General features: G+C 54.4%; 20 protein-coding genes and 1 pseudogene. 11 read left to right on the forward strand and 10 right to left on the reverse strand.

Annotation, left to right across the window (positions count from 1 at the left end; all coding sequences use genetic code 11):
• Nucleotides 1-75 precede the first annotated feature (75 nt).
• A complete protein-coding gene (locus LG204_RS12380; protein ID WP_230337560.1) occupies nucleotides 76-711 on the forward strand; it encodes a hypothetical protein in 636 nt (211 codons plus the stop codon).
• 3 nt (nucleotides 712-714) lie between these two features.
• On the opposite strand, the gene LG204_RS12385 is transcribed toward LG204_RS12380, so the two are convergent.
• The 6 genes from LG204_RS12385 to LG204_RS12410 all read right to left on the reverse strand — a co-directional run bounded on the left by LG204_RS12385 (nucleotide 715) and on the right by LG204_RS12410 (nucleotide 6,919).
• Entirely contained in the window at nucleotides 715-1,227 is a 513-nt protein-coding gene (locus tag LG204_RS12385; RefSeq protein ID WP_230337561.1) for a DUF3016 domain-containing protein, read from the reverse strand.
• Nucleotides 1,228-1,382: 155 nt separating this feature from the next.
• Nucleotides 1,383-2,042, reverse strand: a complete 660-nt coding sequence (locus LG204_RS12390) for a DUF799 domain-containing protein (protein WP_230337562.1) — start codon at nucleotides 2,040-2,042, stop codon at nucleotides 1,383-1,385.
• Entirely contained in the window at nucleotides 2,042-2,434 is a 393-nt protein-coding gene (locus LG204_RS12395) for a DUF4810 domain-containing protein (protein WP_230337563.1), read from the reverse strand. Before LG204_RS12395 ends, LG204_RS12390 begins: the two co-directional genes overlap by 1 nt.
• A complete protein-coding gene (locus LG204_RS12400; RefSeq protein ID WP_230337564.1) occupies nucleotides 2,412-3,074 on the reverse strand; it encodes a CsgG/HfaB family protein in 663 nt (220 codons plus the stop codon). Before LG204_RS12400 ends, LG204_RS12395 begins: the two co-directional genes overlap by 23 nt.
• Nucleotides 3,075-3,347: 273 nt before the next feature.
• Nucleotides 3,348-5,912 (reverse strand): bifunctional aconitate hydratase 2/2-methylisocitrate dehydratase, encoded by a 2,565-nt coding sequence (acnB, locus tag LG204_RS12405; protein ID WP_230337565.1) that lies wholly within the window; start codon nucleotides 5,910-5,912, stop codon nucleotides 3,348-3,350.
• Between the two features lie 308 nt (nucleotides 5,913-6,220).
• The gene (locus LG204_RS12410; protein ID WP_230337566.1) at nucleotides 6,221-6,919 is read right to left on the reverse strand and encodes a S24 family peptidase; all 699 of its coding nucleotides are present in this window, start codon (nucleotides 6,917-6,919) and stop codon (nucleotides 6,221-6,223) included.
• Nucleotides 6,920-7,609: 690 nt separating this feature from the next.
• Here LG204_RS12410 and LG204_RS12415 point away from each other — a divergent pair.
• On the forward strand, nucleotides 7,610-9,643 hold the full coding sequence (locus LG204_RS12415; RefSeq protein WP_230337567.1) for an EAL domain-containing protein: 2,034 nt from the start codon (nucleotides 7,610-7,612) through the stop codon (nucleotides 9,641-9,643).
• Nucleotides 9,644-9,735: 92 nt separating this feature from the next.
• Here LG204_RS12415 and LG204_RS12420 read toward each other — a convergent pair whose 3' ends face one another.
• Entirely contained in the window at nucleotides 9,736-10,044 is a 309-nt protein-coding gene (locus tag LG204_RS12420; protein WP_230337568.1) for a calcium-binding protein, read from the reverse strand.
• 330 nt (nucleotides 10,045-10,374) lie between these two features.
• On the opposite strand from LG204_RS12420, the gene purB reads away from it, so the two are divergent.
• Genes purB through LG204_RS12465 form a run of 9 tightly spaced genes read left to right on the forward strand, consistent with a single transcriptional unit; the run spans nucleotide 10,375 to nucleotide 17,205 of the window.
• On the forward strand, nucleotides 10,375-11,745 hold the full coding sequence (gene purB / locus LG204_RS12425) for an adenylosuccinate lyase (RefSeq protein ID WP_230337569.1): 1,371 nt from the start codon (nucleotides 10,375-10,377) through the stop codon (nucleotides 11,743-11,745).
• A gap of 11 nt (nucleotides 11,746-11,756) precedes the next feature.
• Entirely contained in the window at nucleotides 11,757-12,584 is an 828-nt protein-coding gene (locus LG204_RS12430) for an NYN domain-containing protein (protein ID WP_230337570.1), read from the forward strand.
• A complete protein-coding gene (gene wrbA, locus LG204_RS12435; protein ID WP_230337571.1) occupies nucleotides 12,581-13,174 on the forward strand; it encodes an NAD(P)H:quinone oxidoreductase in 594 nt (197 codons plus the stop codon). Before LG204_RS12430 ends, wrbA begins: the two co-directional genes overlap by 4 nt.
• 41 nt (nucleotides 13,175-13,215) lie before the next feature.
• Nucleotides 13,216-13,929, forward strand: a complete 714-nt coding sequence (locus LG204_RS12440) for a HugZ family pyridoxamine 5'-phosphate oxidase (RefSeq protein WP_230337572.1) — start codon at nucleotides 13,216-13,218, stop codon at nucleotides 13,927-13,929.
• Nucleotides 13,926-14,315, forward strand: coding sequence for a DUF2069 domain-containing protein (locus tag LG204_RS12445; protein WP_230337573.1), 390 nt, complete (start codon nucleotides 13,926-13,928; stop codon nucleotides 14,313-14,315). The genes LG204_RS12440 and LG204_RS12445 overlap by 4 nt, the downstream gene beginning before the upstream one ends.
• Nucleotides 14,316-14,368: 53 nt before the next feature.
• Nucleotides 14,369-15,112: a 5'/3'-nucleotidase SurE gene (gene surE, locus LG204_RS12450; RefSeq protein ID WP_230337574.1), complete on the forward strand. Its 744-nt coding sequence runs from the start codon at nucleotides 14,369-14,371 to the stop codon at nucleotides 15,110-15,112.
• Between the two features lie 9 nt (nucleotides 15,113-15,121).
• Nucleotides 15,122-15,790, forward strand: a complete 669-nt coding sequence (locus LG204_RS12455; RefSeq protein WP_230337575.1) for a protein-L-isoaspartate(D-aspartate) O-methyltransferase — start codon at nucleotides 15,122-15,124, stop codon at nucleotides 15,788-15,790.
• On the forward strand, nucleotides 15,787-16,845 hold the full coding sequence (locus LG204_RS12460; RefSeq protein ID WP_407664206.1) for a peptidoglycan DD-metalloendopeptidase family protein: 1,059 nt from the start codon (nucleotides 15,787-15,789) through the stop codon (nucleotides 16,843-16,845). Before LG204_RS12455 ends, LG204_RS12460 begins: the two co-directional genes overlap by 4 nt.
• A 27-nt stretch (nucleotides 16,846-16,872) precedes the next feature.
• On the forward strand, nucleotides 16,873-17,205 hold the full coding sequence (locus LG204_RS12465) for a hypothetical protein (protein ID WP_230337577.1): 333 nt from the start codon (nucleotides 16,873-16,875) through the stop codon (nucleotides 17,203-17,205).
• Nucleotides 17,206-17,299: 94 nt separating this feature from the next.
• Here the strand turns inward: LG204_RS12465 and LG204_RS12470 are convergent, their stop codons facing one another.
• The 3 genes and pseudogenes from LG204_RS12470 to LG204_RS12480 form a co-directional block, all read right to left on the reverse strand.
• Nucleotides 17,300-17,689: a thioredoxin family protein gene (locus LG204_RS12470; protein WP_230337578.1), complete on the reverse strand. Its 390-nt coding sequence runs from the start codon at nucleotides 17,687-17,689 to the stop codon at nucleotides 17,300-17,302.
• 116 nt (nucleotides 17,690-17,805) lie between these two features.
• Nucleotides 17,806-18,405, reverse strand: coding sequence for a nitroreductase family protein (locus tag LG204_RS12475; RefSeq protein WP_230337579.1), 600 nt, complete (start codon nucleotides 18,403-18,405; stop codon nucleotides 17,806-17,808).
• Nucleotides 18,406-18,470: 65 nt separating this feature from the next.
• A pseudogene (locus tag LG204_RS12480) lies at nucleotides 18,471-18,740 on the reverse strand (alkene reductase); the annotation flags it as partial.

An 18,740-nucleotide genomic window follows, 5' to 3' on the forward strand; every position in this document is an offset into this window, starting at 1 on the left:
GCGGCTTGCAGTCCATTTGCAGATCAAAAAACGCGCAGTTCGGGTAAACCGCTGCCACCACGCAAAGGAAGATCAATGACGCCACAGGAAAAAATCGCGTTTGCCGACGACTTTCTCACGCTTTATCTTTCCATGGGATTGGGCAGCCTGCCCAAGCGCGAGATTGATCTCTTTGTCTTTCATTCCCTGACCCAGGCGGCCGAGCACAGGGGCAAATCCAACTACGAACTCGCCAATACCTTTGGCATCCCCGAATCGCGCATTAAATCACTCAAGCTCAATGCCGCCTTGCGCCATCAGGACATCAACCCGCGGGCGATATTGGCGCGCGTGGTGGAGCGGCTTATCGGCAGCCAGCAATTTGCCGAGCTGAGCGAAGGCAAAATTGATATCTCGCTCGAAGACCCGCTAGAGCGACGCGAACTGGAAAATTTTCTGAAATCACGCGGGCATCACGCCGAATACACCTTGAACCGTGAAGTGTTGCGGATATCGGCGGCGCGCTTGCTGGAACTGATAATGGAACACGCCGAGCGTGCGGGTAGCGAGTTTGACGAGATCATCCGCAGCCAGATCAAGGATCAGGCCGTATCGTCCCGTATTCTCGCAGGCGCGCCTTCGCTGAAACAAAAACTGGATCGGCTACGCGCTGAGAACCTCAACCTCGCCACCCTCAAGTCGCTGATCGCAAAAGCGTTCACCTTGTTTTGAGGCTTACTTGGATGGCGAAAATTCAGTCGCCAGCCAATCATTGATCAGCGCTTTTTCGTAGCGCAATGCGTCGCTGCCCCGTGCCACCGTCGTCATCTGGAATGCCAGGTTGCGCAAGCTTTTCTCGCCTTGTCCAAGAACATGCCCATCGGCATCGCGCCATTCAAATTGCAGATTGATGCGTGGCGGATACACATCGCGCACGATGCGCACATCACGACCAGGACCGCGCCAGGGTTCAAAGCTACCGGCAAGGTCAATATCGGTAATTTGAATGCTCAACTGCTGGCCCGCCTGCAAATAGCGCGGGGCCGTGCGCTCGATATACTTTCGTAGCGAAGCCAGTGTAGACGCACTATATCCGCCAAAATTGTCATCGCTCGCATCCCTGAATTTCTCAGGCTGAACGAACTCAACCGTCACCGCGCCTGCTGGCGGCTCGGCGTGCGCATGGCTAAATCCCAGCACCAGCATCACCATCAAGCAGTATCGCGTGCCCACTCTTTTGAAATTCATATCACCCAGCCAATTAATGCCATATGACGTATGACGATGTATCTCAAGATAAATTCTTGCTTTACTCATCAGAAAAAACCGGTGAGCAATTAGGTGTATTGGCATAAAACAAAAAGCGCCATGAAGCGCTTTTTGTTTTTGATACTAAGTGGATTTTAGTCTTTTTGATAAAGTGGCGAACGTGGCCCATATAGCATGCCATTGGGGCGACCTGCTGCCAGTAAACGGTTGGAAGCTACCGCAGCAATACGCGTACTTTGATCAGTAAGATTACTCATGATCTGGTTAAGTACAGCAGAAACAAGCGCACCAATCAACCCGCCCTGGTTTTGCTGGTTTTCCTGGCTGGAAGCCCTGGCCTCACCTTCCCACAGCAGTTTTCCCGAACGCAGATCCACCAGTTTTGCCTGAGCTTTGACGGCAGTATCGCTGGCAATCACTTTATACGACGTGCCATACTCTTTCACATCAATATACAAAGCAGCATCCGCCCCAAAAATCTCTCTCAGCTTTTCGATGGGTAAACCATGTACATCGCCTGGGTTGCTCAAGCCGTTCTGTTTGAACGTTTCGGCTGCCACGGCCACTGGCACGACATAGTAACCAGACTCCGCTAGCGGAAAGGTTACCTGTGACAACATACCGTAGCTCGCTGCCACATCAACCGAGCTATTCATAGGTGGCAATACCAGTATGGATAATGGCCGCGCCTGACGGTATTCGGAATAATTATAGCCAGCGGTGGTTGCGCACCCCGAAAGCAGGAGCATGACCAGCAGCATGCCTGCTGTAAAACATTGGATTAGTGTCTTCATTATTGAGCATTTGCCGTTAATTTTTTAAGCATGAAGTCCATGAACACCGCAGACTCCGGGAACTGTTTTTTCTCGTTGTTAAATGCCTCAGCAGATTTCCCCACATTACCAGCGGATGCATATAGAAATCCCAAATGCGCGAGATATCCCGGAGGCGGCTTCTGGCCTTTGGATTCCATTTTGGCCAGCTCGGACTCAAGCTCGGTAATCTGCTGCTCGGGCGCCGAGTCTGCTTTGAAATAATGATTCAGTTGCGCTTGATAACCGCCCCAGCCATAGAGCGTTTTGGGCTCATTAGCGCAGCCGCTCAACACCAACAGGGCAAGCACAGGCAGCGCATGAAAAAAGGATAGTTTCATATGCTTGCCTTTACTCTGGTTTCCAGCTGCCATTCTGAACACTCGCCACCAGATTATTGACGGCTTCGCGGACTGCCAGATCCAGCACCTTGCCATTCAGCGTGGAGTCGTAACTTGAAGTGCTACCAAAGCCGATAACCTCGCGATTGCTGAGACTGTATTCGCCAGCACCCTGCACAGAGAATTCAACCTGTGATGTTTTTACATTGACAATATTGAGGTTGACCTTGGCGTAAGCGACCTGCGATTTGCCTCGACCCAAAATACCGAACAACTGCTGGTCACCCACTTCCTTGCGGCCAAACTCGGTGACATCCCCCACCACCACGTAATTTGAACCAATGATGGTCTGTGCCTGCTGGTTGAATTTAGCTTCCTGCGCAATTTCAGCCAGATTATCCCGCTCCACGACATTGAAGTAATTGGACTGCTGCAGATGGGTCAGCAAAATGGTTTTGGCCTGCCCGCCCAACCGATCTACGCCATCAAAAAACAATCCGCGCAAAAAGCTGGAGCGATTGTCAAACTTGCCTATCGACAGGGTTGTTTTCTTACCGGTATACACAGTGTCACTGGTTGCGACTTTGGCTACCGGGAGGGTTCGTGAGGTTTCCTGAATCGAACAGGCGCTAATAACTAAGGTGGCTAATGCCAAGAGGGCTATTTTTTTCATATTCTTCTATGTAGATTTGAGATTGAACAGCATGGAAAAATCAGCATGACGAGTACTGATGGCACGCAACGTATTAAGCCGTACATGCCAGCAAGCACTATATAACAGCAGCCACGCATGCATGGCATGCCGACTGACTTTTTGTGTCAATCATCACGGCAATGCAGCGCCAAGCTGGATTAGCAGCATGCCTTCATGCTCGAAAATGCTGAATTACAGACAGCAAAAAAGCCGCTTTCGCGGCTTTTCTGATTTAACCTCACCAATGTGCTGCTAGATAACCTCGGCAATCGGGATGATCTTTTTGGTGTATTCCGGCATCTGGTCAAAATTGAGGTATTTGTAGATGCTGTCGGCGTTTTTGCTGAGCTTGTCGCCCACGGTTTCAAGATACTCGGTAGGCGTCGGCATGCGGCCCAGACGGGCGCACACAGCGGCCAGTTCGGCAGAACCCAGATATACGCGGGCATCCTTGCCCATGCGGTTATCAAAGTTACGCGTACTGGTGGAGAACACGGTCGCTTTGTCGGCTACGCGCGCCTGGTTACCCATGCACAGCGAGCAGCCCGGCACTTCGGTACGTGCACCAGCCACGCCGAAGACGGAATACACGCCTTCATCACGCAGCTGGTTTTCGTCCATGCGGGTAGGTGGCGCAATCCACAAGCGGGTGGGAATACCGCCTGAGCCTTCGAGCACCTTGGCAGCGGCGCGATAGTGACCAATGTTGGTCATGCAGCTGCCGATAAACACTTCGTCTATCTTGTCGCCCACGACAGCAGAAAGCGGCTTGATGTCATCAGGGTCATTGGGGCAGGCCACCAGCGGTTCCTTGATGTCGTTCAGATCGATTTCCAGCACATAGGCATATTCAGCATCGGCATCCGGCTCAAGCAAGTTGGGGCTGGCAAGCCAGGCCTGCATGGCTTCGATACGGCGCTGCAAGGTGCGGGCATCGGCATAGCCGTTGTCGATCATGTTTTGCATCAGCACGATGTTGGACTGCAGGAACTCGATCACCGGATCCTTGTTGAGCTTGACCGTGCAGCCATTGGCTGAGCGCTCGGCGGAGGCATCGGCAAACTCGAATGCCTGTTCAACCTTCAGGTCAGGCAAGCCTTCGATTTCAAGAATACGCCCGTTGAATACATTCTTCTTGCCCTGCTTGCCTACGGTGAGATCACCCTTTTGAATGGCAGCATAAGGAATGGCATTCACCAGATCCCGCAGGGTGATGCCGGGCTGCATTTCGCCCTTGAAACGCACCAGCACGGACTCCGGCATATCCAGCGGCATGGCACCCATGGCGGCGGCAAACGCCACCAGGCCAGAGCCGGCAGGGAAAGAAATCCCAATCGGGAAACGGGTATGCGAGTCCCCCCCCGTACCGACGGTGTCAGGCAAGATCAGGCGGTTAAGCCAGGAGTGGATCACACCATCGCCTGGGCGCAGGCTGACGCCGCCACGGCTGGACATGAACTCGGGCAGGCTGTGCTGCAGCTTGATGTCTACCGGCTTGGGGTAAGCGGCAGTATGGCAGAAGCTCTGCATCACCAGATCCGCCGAGAAGCCCAGGCAAGCCAGTTCTTTCAGCTCATCGCGTGTCATAGCGCCGGTTGTATCCTGCGAACCCACGGTCGTGATTTTCGGCTCGCAATAGGTACCGGGGCGCACGCCCTGCCCTTCTGGCAAGCCACAGGCGCGGCCGACCATCTTTTGTGCCAGGGTGTAGCCCTTGCCGGTATCTTTGGGGGCGATGGGCTTGATAAACAGATCAGATGGGGGCAGACCCAGCAGCTGGCGAGCATTGGTGGTCAGGCCCCGGCCAATAATCAATGGAATACGACCACCAGCACGCACTTCATCCGGCATGGTCAATGGCGCCAGATCAAACGTGGAGATCACCTCGCCCGCAGCATTCAGTACCTTGCCTTCGTATGGTTTGATGACGATTTCATCACCGGTATTCATCTGGCCAACATCACATTGGATAGGCAATGCACCGGAATCTTCTGCTGTATTGAAGAAAATCGGGGCAATCTTGCCGCCCAGTACAATGCCGCCGCTGCGCTTGTTGGGGATATTCGGAATATTGTCGCCCATCAGCCACTGCACGGAGTTGATGGCGGATTTGCGTGAGGAACCGGTACCCACCACATCACCAACATAAGCCAGCGGCAGACCTTTTTGCTGGAGATCCAGGATGGTCTGCAAGCCATTGGCCATCTTGTTGACCAACATGGCCTTGGCATGGAGCGGGATATCCGGACGCGACCAAGCCTCTTGTGCAGGCGACAAGTCATCGGTATTGGTCTCGCCCGGCACCTTGAACACAATGGCACGAATTTCAGCAGGCAAGGCTGGGCGGTTGGTAAACCACTCGCCAGCGGCCCACGATTCAACCAGCTTCTTGGCATGCAGGTTGCCCGCTTTCATCTTCTCGGCAACATCGTGGAAGGCATCAAACATCAGTATCGTCCTGGAGAGTGCCTTGACCGCATCTTCCGCCATGGTGCCATCCAGCAGCTCCACCAGTGCCTGCACGTTGTAGCCTCCCAGCATGGTGCCGAGCAGCTCCACAGCCTTGGCCGGGCTCACCAGCGGCGATGTGGCGCTACCCTTGGCAATGTCGGCCAAGAAGGCGGCCTTGACGTATGCAGCCTGGTCCACCCCGGCAGGAATGCGGTTTGCCAGCAACTCGAGCAAGGCTTCAGCCTCACCGGCGGGCGGATTTTTCAGCAGATCGACCAGTTCGGCTACTTGTTCAGCGGTAAGGGGTAAAGGTGGCAAACCGACATTGGCACGCTCGGCTACATGTTCACGGTAATTTTTCAGCATGGCACTCATTCGAGGATAAGTAATAGATGATGGGATTATACAGTGCGCTGCCAGCGCTATAAATCCTGCAGGCAGCAACATGCAAACTATATGCAATGACTGTGCCTGCAATGGTTGAGTCGGCCGTAGTCAAGCCGCGGGCAAAAGTCAGGAAGCCGCGCCTATTGGGATCTTCTCGCCACATCGGCGGCAAGCCGCAAGAACCAACAGGCCGCAGGCCATAAAGTGCGATGGATCATCTCGGCACCAGGCACCTAGACTTCAGGGGCGCTTAGTCAGGCAAGCGCCCCAAACTGGTGCCCGACGCGTTAAGCGCGAAACTTGCCGAACTTGAAGGGCATGACTTTGCCCACGACCTCCACGTCTTTGGCGTTTTCTGCTGAATAGACTTCAATGGGAAAACCGCCATCGTTGTCGTATTTGATCGCGACGCTGCCATCCAAACGTACCTGCACCCGCTTGATCATGATGCGTCCATGCTGGCGAATGGCATACAGCGCATCTCCATCAAAGGCATTGCACCGGATATCAATGAATACCTCATCGCCGTCGCTCAACAAGGGCTCCATGCCATCCCCATACACATGCACCAGCTTGAGGTAGCGGGATGGCACGCCGCCCAGCCCGGAGTCAGCATTGAGCTCGACTTTTTTGATCAGATGATTTTCATGGATCAGCAGCTGGCTCGAAGAGGCATGGTCAGCACAATAGCGCTCCACGCATAAGCTTTCATCGTGAAAAACCTCCACCATCTTGACGCGTGGTGCGGAGCCAAAAAAATCCGGCCGTGACTCGAGAAACACACTAATGGCCTCGGTAAGCTCGGGAGGCGGCAGATATTCATTAAGAATGCCATTGGGGCCGCCCTTGCCATTTACTTGACGAGATGGCCAGCTTTCTCTTTTTGCTTTGTCTCTGCAGCCGCGAACGGAGTTTGGCAGCCTCACCACCAAATGCTGTGAGAGCAATGCCAACTCGGAAGCGGAAAACCATTGCTTAATGCCCATATGGATTCGTCCCGGTGGATAAAAATGTTGGGAAAATGTTAGGCATGCGTATTTATTTAACTATATGTTTCTTATATATATTTATTGGTATTGGTTTTTATTCGTAAAAATTCACAAGATCGTGTTGACAAGTTGAGAAATATTTCCTAACATTGCCTCACAACCAAAAACGCTTAGATTGCTCAAGCAAATCAAGCGAAATTTAAAACCGCACAAGGGGGTGCAATCGCTTTCAGTCCGCGTATGGATTCAGCCTTTATCGCCAAATCCATTCTAATGGGCTGCTTCATGCCCACTCCCTTAGCGCTTCGGTTTTAGCCACTCTTCAACTCCGCCTTCCGGCTTTTACAGGGAGGCCGCGCTGAATGATTAACCTTGCAAAATCCAACATCATGGATGCAAGGCGGAATAATTTACCAATGACTGCCATTGGATTAAGGGGGTATCACCATGCAGAATGACTTACTGCAGCGTTACGATCATTGCCTGCCTGGCAAATACGCCCCCCTTAGCCTGAATTCGTTACTCATCATACTACCGCTGCATGCGGCTCAAGCCAAAGAGATGCAGGCAATTCATCCATCTATTCCCGGCCTCCCTTCAGGCAAATCTCGAAAACGGCATCGCTGACCTCCTCATGCGCCTCCAGCCCTTGATAAACCACATCGCCATTTTCAGTAAAAACAGGCCATGATGAAATCTAACCCACCGCTAGAAATAATCAAGTCTTCCAGAGGCGCCCATATCAGAAAAACCCTGGATGGCATCATTACCGGGTGGGACCAGCGCGCAGAAGATATGTTTGGCTACTCTTCGCTGGAAGTCATCGGCCAGCCATTCAGCGCCCTGTGCACACACGATCAGCAGGCTATGGAGAAAAACCGCCTGAGCAAGCTGCGAGAAGCCAGATGCATCATGCACTTTGAGACCGAGCAGGTGCACAAGAATGGCAGCATGCTGCTCATTCTTAACACCCTCACCCCGCTTTGGGATCTCCTGGGCAATATGATAGGCGCTTCACGCGTCGTACATGACCTGACCGAAAACAATCGCATACGCCATGCCCTCCTGCTGGAACAGCAGCGTTGGCACACCACGCTGTCAGCCGTGCGCGATGCTGTCATTACGACTGACCACCGCGGCCATATCGAGTTTCTGAATGCGGCAGCTGAAAAACTGCTCGGGCAAGCACTCAGCCATATTGGCGGCCAGCCTCTGCGTGACTTTATAAGCCTGGTGGAAGGCAGCTTGCACCTGGCAATTGATGAAGCGCTGGAGATCAGCATGCGAGAGAACCGTACGCTGGACCTTCCCTTGCGCCTGCTAGCCAGACACGGGCATGAGCACAACATCATGAGCAGCACCGTCACGCCGATCCGGCCACAAGATCGGCAAAAAGCAGGCACCATCATCGTGCTGCAACACGGGCAAGCGGTCACCACTAGCCATGCGGAACTGGATCCACTGACGGGCATTCACAACCGCAGCACGCTTGAAACACGCCTGCAGGCGGCGCTCACTTCTTCCCACACACAGGGTGAGCAGCATATGTTCATGTATCTTGATCTGGACCAGTTCAAGATTGTCAACGATACCTGCGGCCATGCAGTGGGCGATACGCTGCTGAAACAGATCGTCGCCATAATACGTGGCTGCCTCAGCGCAGACGCCCTGTTGGCAAGGCTGGGCGGAGATGAGTTTGCCATTCTGCTGTTATGTTGCGATAGCGATGCCGCTGGCAAGATTGCCGACGACATTTGCAGCCGGATCGAGGCGTTCCGCTTCGCGCATGAGCAAAAACGGTTTCATGTCAGCGCCAGTATCGGCCTGGTCAGGATAGATCATCAATGGCAGGACATCAGCGCTCTGCTGCAAATTGCCAACGCTGCCTGCTACACCGCCAAGCAGGAAGGACGTAACCGCACGCATCTTTATCGCGATACCGACTTTGCCATCAAAAAACATCATGAAGAAATCCAGTGGGTAAATCGCCTGGAGCTTGCCCTGGAAGAAAACCGCTTCAGCCTGTATTGCCAGCGCATTCTTCCTCTAACCGAAAACAGCGGCATCCATGGCGAAATCCTGCTACGCCTGCCGGATGGCAATGGCGCCATGATCCCTGCCGGCGCCTTTATGCCAGCCGCGGAGCGCTTTCACATCACCTCTCGCATCGATCGCTGGGTAACCAAACGCGTACTTCACTGGCTCGTGGAGCATGAGCATGCGATCGACCATATTGATGTGCTGTCAGTCAATCTCTCGGGGCAATCCATCGGCGATCGGGCATTTCATGACTACATGCTGGAGCTGATCATTTCCACGCCAGCGACTTATTCCAAACTATGTTTTGAGATCACGGAAACAGCCGCCATTACCAATCTGGCCGACGCCAATAGTTTTATTGCCTCCATGCGCCGCTTTGGCATCCGTTTTTCACTGGATGACTTTGGCAGTGGTGTATCCTCGTTTGGGCATCTCAAAAATCTGGACGTGGATTACCTCAAGATTGATGGTCAGTTTATTCGTGCGATTGACAGCAATGTGATCGACCAGGCGATGGTGCGCTGCATCTGCGAAATTGCCAATGGGACTGGCCTGCGGACGATTGCGGAATATGTGGAAACAGTGGAAGTTGAAAATCTGCTGCGCAGCATGGGGATTCATTACACGCAAGGGTATCTGCGTCACAAACCGGCCCCGCTGGATGAGATGTTGAAGCCCTGAATCTATTGCTGCCAGCGGCTAGCCGTTAGCCGAACGTCAAGGCACGGTAGGGGAAAAGCAAGAAAAACGATGCGGCGCGCCTCGGAGAGTATCTAGTAAAACGAACGCGAAAATGGCGAGCCACAGCTTTTACTGTTGGCAGCAGACACCATTTCATCCATCACGGGCTTGTTGAAGTCCTTGCCATGCACGGTTTCAATATACGCACGCACTTCATCAACGGTCACCATGCCATCATGGTCCTTATCCATTTTCTGCAGGCGCTCTTCCACCGTGATAAAGGGCGACTCTGCGGCGGCAACCGGAATGGCACAGGCCGCAATGGCGAGGCCGGCCAATTTCCACATGTCGATCTTCATGATGTCCATTTTGATTCCACCTTCATTCCAGATTGCATGCATGGCATTCATCGCCATTTTAAAAAACAAAATTTTCATTGACGCCAAGCGGATTGCAGCACACGATTGAGACACCCGAGCTGACCGCTAGTTGCTTGTTATTTAACCACATAACACCTTGTCCCGGATACCATCCATGATCATTACCCTGCATGGCGTTGATTGCTTCAGAATGCCCGATGGATCAACCAGGCGCTCAATATCAACGGCGCCAATCTCGGCCTTCAGGCCTCGCCATCGGCATGACATTCCAAATATTTCATGATCAGATTTTTGCCCATCCCCGATGTAGGGTAAAATCTTGTTCTTTTTACAATTGAGCAAAGGCTGCTGATGGAACTCACATCACTCAATGCACTTTCACCGCTTGATGGTCGTTATCAAGCCAAACTGGATCCGTTACGCCCTTTCTTCAGCGAATATGCGCTGATTCGGCATCGCGCCCTGGTGGAAGTCGAATGGCTCAAAGCTCTGGCGGCCGAACCTGCCCTGGCAGAAATCGCCCCATTCAGCCCCCAAACCATCCAGGACCTCGATGCTGCCATCGCCACCTTTGGCGAAGTGGAAGCCTCACAGGTCAAGGCGATTGAATCGCGCACCAACCACGATGTAAAAGCCCTCGAATACTGGCTCAAGGAGCAATTCGACGGCAATAGCGAAATCCGCAAGGTCAGCGAATTCATCCATTTCGCCTGCACTTCCGAAGACATCAACAATCTCTCCCATGGCCTGATGCTGAAGGCCGCCCGTGACCAGGTAATGCTGCCCATGCTGGAGCAGATGATCACGCGCCTGACCGAGATTGCACACGACCTGGCCGATGCGCCCATGCTGTCGCACACACACGGGCAGCCTGCCTCCCCCACCACGCTGGGCAAGGAAATTGCCAATGTGGTTTACCGCCTGCGCCGTCAGCACAAGCAGCTGGCCGAGGTGGAAGTTCTGGGCAAGATCAATGGCGCTGTGGGCAATTTCAATGCGCACTTGTCGGCTTACCCTGACTTTGACTGGGAAAGCTTTGCCGAGAAATTTGTCACTGCACTGGGGCTGACCTACAACCCCTACACCATTCAGATTGAACCGCATGACTACATGGCCGAGCTGTATGATGCCCTGTCGCGTATCAATACCATCCTGATTGATCTGGATCGTGATGTCTGGGGTTACATTTCCCTGGGTTACTTCAAGCAGAAGGTGAAAGAAGGCGAAGTCGGCTCTTCCACCATGCCGCACAAGGTCAACCCAATCGACTTCGAAAACTCCGAAGGCAATCTGGGCCTGGCCAATGCCGTGCTGCGCCATCTGGCAGAAAAACTGCCGATCTCGCGCTGGCAGCGTGACCTCACTGACTCCACCGTGTTGCGCAACATGGGTGTCGCTCTGGGTTACACCCTGCTGGGCTACGATTCCTGCCTTAAAGGCCTGAACAAGCTGGAAGCCAACCGCGCTCGCCTGCTGGAAGACCTGGACAACAATTGGGAAGTGCTGGCCGAACCGATCCAGACCGTGATGCGTCGTTATGGCATTGCCAACCCCTACGAACAGCTGAAAGCGCTGACGCGTGGCAAGGGCGGCATCAGCAAGGAATCCCTGCAGGCGTTCATTCAGGACCTGGAAATTCCGCAGGATGCCAAGCAATTGTTGCTCGACATGACCCCCGCCAGCTACATCGGCAAGGCCGTTGAGCTGGCCAAACGCATTTGATCGAGCATGGCATGATCACCGACCGTAACAATCCCCGTCTGGCAGTGCTGATAGACGCGGACAATACCTTCAAGGTGATCGACATCATCGACGAGCTGTTCGAGGAAATTTCCAAGTTTGGCGATGCCAGCGTCCGGCGCATCTATGGTGACTGGACGCAAAACCAGCTGAACCGCTGGAAAGAAATCCTGCCCAAGCACGCCATACAGCCGATACAGCAATACGCCAATACCAAGGGCAAAAACTCCACCGACAGCGCGTTGATCATTGATGCCATGGATCTGTTGTATACGGCACCTCTGGATGGTTTCTGCATTGTGTCCAGCGATAGCGACTTCACCCGTCTGGCGATTCGTTTTCGTGAGTCCGGCAAGATGGTGTACGGCTTCGGTGAGCAAAAGACGCCTGAATCGCTGATGGCAGCATGCAACCAGTTCATTTATATCGAAATTCTCTCGCAGAACAAGCTGGCAGATAGCGCCCCTATCGAGCCGGAGCCACCCGTCCATGAGACTGCCAAAGCGACCAAGGGCAGAACAGCAAAGGTTGCACGACCTTCTGCCGTTGAGCCTGCCACCGCCCCGGGCATCCGCAAAAGCGCCAAGGAACTGGCGATGGACACCAAACTGGTGACGCTGATACGCTCAGCAATTGAAGCCCTGTCGGACGATGATGGCTTTGCCCATATGGGCGAAGTCAAAAAACACATCGTGAAAAACTTCTCGGCATTCGACTCGCGCAATTATGGCTACGGTAAATTCAGCGACCTGATCAAGGCCACCGGCCTGTTTGAAGCCGACACGCAAAAGCAACGCATCAAGGACAAGCGCAAGAAATGAGCGACATACTGGTCTTGTATTATTCACAGGGCGGCGCCGTGCGCGACATGGCGCAACTCATTGCCCGAGGAATTGATAGCGTGCCGGATATGCGGGCGCGATTACGCACCGTGCCTAAAGTCTCGGCCAATTGCGAAGCGACCGAGCCGGATATCCCGGCAACAGGCGCGCCCTATGTGGAGCTGAAAGACCTGGAAGAATGCGTGGGCCTTGCCCTGGGCAGCCCCACCCGTTTCGGCAATATGGCAGCGCCCATGAAATATTTCCTGGATGGCACGACCAGCCTGTGGCTTAAGGGCGCGATGATCGGCAAGCCTGCCGCCGTATTCACCTCCACTGGTTCGCAACATGGCGGTAACGAAAGCACGCTTCTGACCATGATGTTGCCATTGCTGCACCATGGCATGCTGATTGTCGGCCTGCCCTATTCCGAGCCAGCGCTGGCATCTACTACCAGCGGCGGCACGCCATACGGCGCCAGCCATATCGGTGGCGCAAGCGATGACCGGCCGATTACCGAAGATGAGCGCAAGCTCTGCATTGCCCTAGGCAAGCGCCTGGCCAGCACCGCAGCCAAGCTTATCGCCTGACTCGAGACCCTTGCAGCAACTCCGAACGCAAAGCCTAATGCATGAACCTCAGCACTGAAGCCCGGCAATTTCTGCATCGTTCACGCAAAGGCGTGCTATCCACCCATTCGGCGCGCTTTGCGGGATATCCCTTTGGCTCCATCGCGCCTTTTGTGGCGGACCATAGCGGCTGCCCTGTCATTCTGATCAGCACGCTGGCCGAGCACACCAAAAACATCCTGAAAAACCCGCATGTTTCACTGATCGTGCTGGATGATGCCGATGACATGCAGGCCAATGCGCGCCTTACCGTGCTCGGGCAAGCGCTGGCGGCTGACAAAGCCGATGCGGATCTGCGTGCACGCTATTTGCGCTACTTCCCTCAAGCCGCGGGCTATTTTGATATGCATGATTTTTCGTTTTATCGCATTACGCCGGTGCAAGCGCGCTACATCGCGGGCTTTGGCAAAATGGGCTGGGAAGAAGGCACCGCACTTACTATCCCGTTGCCTGCGCTTTCTCAGCAGGAAACTGGCATCATCGAGCACATGAATGCGGACCACGCAGACAATCTGTGTGACTATTGCAAGCACTACCACCAGATGGATGCCGAACAGGCTGAGATGATAGGCATAGACAGCCTGGGGTTTGATGTACGCGCCTCCAGCGCACAACAGCCGCCCACCATCCTGCGCTTTGAATTCGAGCAGCCTATCCAGGATGCCATGCAAGCACGTCAGGCGCTGGTGGCGATGGCAAAGGCATGCCGCCCATGATCAAAGGCCTGCGACTCGGCGCCAGCATCAGTCTGATTGCCCTGATTTTATTGTGTCTGGCCTGGGAGGGATGGCTCGCCCCATTGCGTCCGGGTGGCTCCATGCTGATCTGGAAAGCGGCCTTCCTGCTGCCAGCACTTTTCGGGGTGTTGCGCGGCAAGCGTTACACCTATCAGTGGTCCTGCATGTTTATTCTGTTTTACTTTACCGAAGGCTGCGTGCGCGCATGGGCAGACACAGGATTATCCGCCAGCCTCGCACTGATGGAAGTGGCGTTGACGCTGGTATTTTTCACCTGCGCGATTTTTTATGCCCGCCTTACTCGCCCCGGCCATATGGTTCCTGCAGCCAATAAAGCGGCCGCACACGGCCAACATCAAAGCTGACCAATCGCGTTAAGCCTGCCCCAACGCCGTCATTATTCCCTTATAATAATTGCATGAGAATTCTACTATCCAACGACGACGGCTACTTTGCGCCTGGTCTCAATATTCTGGCCGAGCACATCAGCAAGATCGCTGAAGTCGTCGTGGTCGCCCCCGAGCGCAACCGCAGTGGTGCCAGCAACTCCCTCACCCTGGATCGCCCGCTGACCGTACGCAAGGCGCTCAATGGTTTCTACTACGTCAACGGCACCCCGACCGACTGTGTGCACCTCGCCGTAACCGGTCTGCTGGACCAGTTGCCCGACATGGTAATCTCCGGCATCAATGATGGTGCCAATATGGGTGACGATACGATTTACTCCGGCACCGTGGCAGCCGCCATGGAAGGCTATCTGCTTGGCGTGCCCTCCTTTGCATTCTCCATGTCGCAGCATAACCCTGCGCATTTCGAGACCGCCGCCCGCGTCGCCGTTGAGCTGGTACAGCATATCCAGAAAAAAGACATGCCACCGCCCATGCTGCTCAATGTGAATATTCCCGATGTGCCTTACGATGCCTTGCAAGGCCGCGTGATTACGCGCCTGGGCAAACGCCACAAGGCAGAACCCGTGATCAAGTCGACCACGCCACGCGGTGAAACCGTGTACTGGGTAGGCGCCGCCGGAGCAGCGCAGGATGCCGGGGATGGCACCGACTTTTATGCCGTGGCCAATAACCGCGTGTCCATGACACCCTTGCAGATTGACCTGACGCATTACAACCAGCTGAGCTCCCTGAAAACCTGGCTAGATTTCTGATCAACACCCATGAGTAGCGTAATCCGTGGCATAGGCATGACCTCACTTCGTACGCGCGAGCGCATGCTGGCGCGTCTGCGTGAGCAAGGTATCCGCGATGAAGTCACGCTATCTGCCATGGGCAGCATTGCACGCCATATTTTTGTCGATGAGGCTTTATCCTCGCGTGCCTATGAAGATGTATCACTGCCTATCGGCTTTGGCCAGACTATCTCCCAGCCTTATATCGTGGCCCGCATGACGGAACTCCTGCGGGCAGGCAAACCATTGGGCAGCGTGCTTGAAATCGGCACGGGTTGCGGTTATCAGACAGCGGTCTTATCCAAGGTGGCAAAAGAGGTCTACTCGGTCGAACGCATACGCCCCCTGCTGATGAAAGCCCGCGGCCACCTACGCGAGTTACGCATGAGCAACATCAAGCTCAAGCATGCAGATGGCACCATGGGCTTGCCCGAGCTGGCACCATTTGATGGCATTATTGTCACAGCGGCTGCCAGCCATGTACCGCAAGAGCTGCTGGAACAGCTGGGGATAGGTGGGCGCATGGTGATCCCAGTGGGCACCGAAGAACAAATCCTCTACCTGATTGAACATGTTGCCACCACCAGTGGCAGCGAATACCGGCAAACCAAACTCGAGCCGGTGAAATTCGTCCCTCTGCTGGGCGGAACGAATTGAGTGGAAACCATCATTTGAGTATACAACCTGTTTTTCGTTATCTGACTGTTGCGTGCACGCTCCTGCTGGCAGCTTGCGCTACCCACGAGCCAGCACCTGTCATAGATCGCATGCCGCCCACCAGCAAGGCACCCACCGTAAAATCTTCCAGTCCCGCTGCGGCCAATCAGGCCGGCAAAGACTGGCGCCCTGACCGCTACACCGTGAAAAAAGGCGATACGCTTTTCAGCATTGGCCTAGAGTATGGCTATGACTACAAGGAAATCGCACAGGCCAATAACATCGCTCCGCCTTACATCATTCGCATCGGCCAGCAATTACAGCTGAAGTCGCTGGACAGCAAAGAATCAACCGACCCCTCGACTGGCGTCGTAACAGCGCCCCTGGGCAGTGGCGATGGCAATGTCGTGATCCGCCCCCTGGGCAGCGACAGTAACGCTCCCGCCTCCGCCACCAGCCCGGCCACCGGCATTCCGGTGCTGAGCGAACCCAAGGCATTGCGCGTGCCCTATAGCGAGCAGGCCATGCAGGTAGCCCCGGTCAAACCAGCGGTAATAGCAACAACAGCCCCTGCAGCTGCACCAAGTGACACGGCTAAACCCGCAGAGACCAAACCCGCCGACGCGAAGCCTGCTGATACCGCTGCCAAAACGGATACTGCCGCTGCTGGCAACGACGAATCCCTGGAATGGATATGGCCCACTAACGGCAAGGTCATCGGCACATTCAGCGATACAGGCAGTGGCAAAGGGATTGATATTGCAGGCTCCCAGGGGCAGCCCGTGGTGGCAGCCGCGCCCGGCAAGGTGATCTACAGCGGCTCTGACCTGCGCGGTTATGGCAAGCTGGTGATTATCAAGCACAACAAGACCTATCTCTCGGTGTATGCGCATAACAACCAGATTCTGGTCAAGGAAGGCCAGCAGGTCAGCCGCGGCCAGAAAATTGCCGAGATGGGCAATAGCGATACCGACAAGGTCAAGCTGCACTTTGAAATACGCCAGCAGGGAAAATCGGTCGATCCCGCCAAATACCTGCCAGGCAGCAATCCTTAACCGAGCTTCAATGGGAGTGTCTGTATCATGAAAACCAGTCAGCCCGAAAAACCGGATTCATTGAAAAGCACCCTGTTGGCGGTCGTCAAAATCGGCATCATGCTGCTGGGTATTGTTGGCTTGGCGGTGGAGATTTTTCGCGACAACGGACTGTTGAAGCAATTATTCACCAAAATGCTGGATTCCCCACTGGGGATATTCTCCATCCCGCTGGCGCTGCTCGCGCTCTATCTGTTCAACCGCTGGCTGGGCACGGCGACTGACGGCAAAGCCTCTACCCGTGGCGATTTGCCCATGTATATCATGATGGGCATAGGCATCTACTTTCTGTATCGCCTGGTTACAACCGGAAGTTTATGACCATGGCGGCGAACGCCGCTAGTGGAATGACATCGGGTGCAGCACATGCTCAAGACATGCTGCAGCCGATGTAAATGGATGGAATATCCGGGAATTACTTGGCGGCAGCTTCTTTCGCCAGACGGGCATCTTCTTCCGCCAGATAAGCGCGTACTTGTGTCATGTCGAAGTCGCGCGTCCATTCAATCAGTTTATCCAGCGCTGGGGCACCGATCTCGCCGATTTGCGCATGAATGCCTGCCTGCTCGCGAATCACCAGAATGCCAGGCACTTTTTTCACTTCAAAGTACTCTGCGATCTCAGGCTGATCATCCGTATCCACCATGCCAAATACGATGTCAGGATTTTTCTCGGAAGCTGCGGTGAATATGTCGGTAAAGTTAACGCAAGGCTCACACCATGGCGCCCAGAAGTCGACAATGACGATGGCATTGTTGACGATCGTGTCTTTAAAGTTACTGCGGTTTAAGGTTACCACTGCCATGATCCGACCCCTGCTTTTATAGTAAATAGGCTGCGATTCTAGCAGATGAAAAAGCATTCGGGGCACCCAAAGGCGCCCCGAATCGATATCCAGCCTGCGATCAATCAAGTCACGGCTTAGGCCACTGGCTTGGCCCACGCCCCATCAAAGAAGATCTCGCCCAGAGCCTTGCGTGCCCGCGGTGCGGTTTCACGGTCAAGAATATCACCGGAAAGCGTGGAGACATCCGCGGCATAGCCTACCGAAATCATGGCCATCAATTGAAACTGCTCGGGGATAGCAAAGACTTCGCGCGTCTTTTTCGTGTCAAACCCGCCCATCTGGTGCGCCATCAGGCCGAGCTCTTCCGCCTGCAGGCACAGGTTTTCAGCCGCGGCGCCTGCGTCATAGCTACCCCAGCGGTTTTCTTTGCCATTGTGATCAAACAGCGTATTAGCGGTCACCAGCAACAGCACAGGCGCATTGCGCACCCAGGACTGATTGCCTTCAACCAGGCACTCGAAGGCTTGCTGCCAGGCGCCGGCATCATGGTTGCGATCCCAGACAATAAAGCGCCATGGCTGGTCACCAAAGCAGGATGGTGCCCAACGCGCGGCTTCGAGCAGGCTGATGATCTGCTGACGGCTGACCGCTTTGGCTGCGTCATAAGCACGCCCACTCCAGCGGTTGGCGATAATGTCGGCCACAGGGACTTGCGTAGTAGCTGGCTTCTTCATGAATACTCCTTGTTCTTATGTAAATTAGCCCTGATCAGATCGGGGCTGGATGGGGCGATAAGCGCTTAAGCGTGCTGCAGCGTTGGGTAATCAGTGTAGCCCTTTTCCGTGCCACCGTAGAAGCTGGCCTGATCCGGCGTATTCAATGCGGCATCCTGGCGGAAGCGTTCCACCAGGTCCGGGTTCGCCAGGAAAGGCACGCCGTAGGCAATGGCATCAGCATGTCCGCTGGCAATCGCCGCGTTGCCTTTCGCTTTGTCATAGGCCAGATTGGCGATGTACGGGCCCTTGAAGTGTTTGCGCAGCACATTGAAGTCAAATGGCGCCACTTCGCC

The sequence above is a fragment of the Methylovorus menthalis genome (assembly GCF_020523625.1).
GTDB classification, from domain to species: Bacteria; Pseudomonadota; Gammaproteobacteria; order Burkholderiales; family Methylophilaceae; genus Methylovorus; species Methylovorus menthalis.

What these genes read in the sequence shown, in the direction of transcription:
- LG204_RS12380 (WP_230337560.1), top strand. Translation starts at nt 76, where the DNA reads ATGACGCCACAGGAAAAAATCGCGTTTGCCGACGACTTTCTCACGCTT.
- LG204_RS12385 (WP_230337561.1), bottom strand. Translation starts at nt 1,227, where the DNA reads ATGAATTTCAAAAGAGTGGGCACGCGATACTGCTTGATGGTGATGCTG.
- LG204_RS12390 (WP_230337562.1), bottom strand. Translation starts at nt 2,042, where the DNA reads ATGAAGACACTAATCCAATGTTTTACAGCAGGCATGCTGCTGGTCATG.
- LG204_RS12395 (WP_230337563.1), bottom strand. Translation starts at nt 2,434, where the DNA reads ATGGCAGCTGGAAACCAGAGTAAAGGCAAGCATATGAAACTATCCTTT.
- LG204_RS12400 (WP_230337564.1), bottom strand. Translation starts at nt 3,074, where the DNA reads ATGAAAAAAATAGCCCTCTTGGCATTAGCCACCTTAGTTATTAGCGCC.
- acnB (WP_230337565.1), bottom strand. Translation starts at nt 5,912, where the DNA reads ATGCTGAAAAATTACCGTGAACATGTAGCCGAGCGTGCCAATGTCGGT.
- LG204_RS12410 (WP_230337566.1), bottom strand. Translation starts at nt 6,919, where the DNA reads ATGGGCATTAAGCAATGGTTTTCCGCTTCCGAGTTGGCATTGCTCTCA.
- LG204_RS12415 (WP_230337567.1), top strand. Translation starts at nt 7,610, where the DNA reads ATGATGAAATCTAACCCACCGCTAGAAATAATCAAGTCTTCCAGAGGC.
- LG204_RS12420 (WP_230337568.1), bottom strand. Translation starts at nt 10,044, where the DNA reads ATGCATGCAATCTGGAATGAAGGTGGAATCAAAATGGACATCATGAAG.
- purB (WP_230337569.1), top strand. Translation starts at nt 10,375, where the DNA reads ATGGAACTCACATCACTCAATGCACTTTCACCGCTTGATGGTCGTTAT.
- LG204_RS12430 (WP_230337570.1), top strand. Translation starts at nt 11,757, where the DNA reads ATGATCACCGACCGTAACAATCCCCGTCTGGCAGTGCTGATAGACGCG.
- wrbA (WP_230337571.1), top strand. Translation starts at nt 12,581, where the DNA reads ATGAGCGACATACTGGTCTTGTATTATTCACAGGGCGGCGCCGTGCGC.
- LG204_RS12440 (WP_230337572.1), top strand. Translation starts at nt 13,216, where the DNA reads ATGAACCTCAGCACTGAAGCCCGGCAATTTCTGCATCGTTCACGCAAA.
- LG204_RS12445 (WP_230337573.1), top strand. Translation starts at nt 13,926, where the DNA reads ATGATCAAAGGCCTGCGACTCGGCGCCAGCATCAGTCTGATTGCCCTG.
- surE (WP_230337574.1), top strand. Translation starts at nt 14,369, where the DNA reads ATGAGAATTCTACTATCCAACGACGACGGCTACTTTGCGCCTGGTCTC.
- LG204_RS12455 (WP_230337575.1), top strand. Translation starts at nt 15,122, where the DNA reads ATGAGTAGCGTAATCCGTGGCATAGGCATGACCTCACTTCGTACGCGC.
- LG204_RS12465 (WP_230337577.1), top strand. Translation starts at nt 16,873, where the DNA reads ATGAAAACCAGTCAGCCCGAAAAACCGGATTCATTGAAAAGCACCCTG.
- LG204_RS12470 (WP_230337578.1), bottom strand. Translation starts at nt 17,689, where the DNA reads ATGGCAGTGGTAACCTTAAACCGCAGTAACTTTAAAGACACGATCGTC.
- LG204_RS12475 (WP_230337579.1), bottom strand. Translation starts at nt 18,405, where the DNA reads ATGAAGAAGCCAGCTACTACGCAAGTCCCTGTGGCCGACATTATCGCC.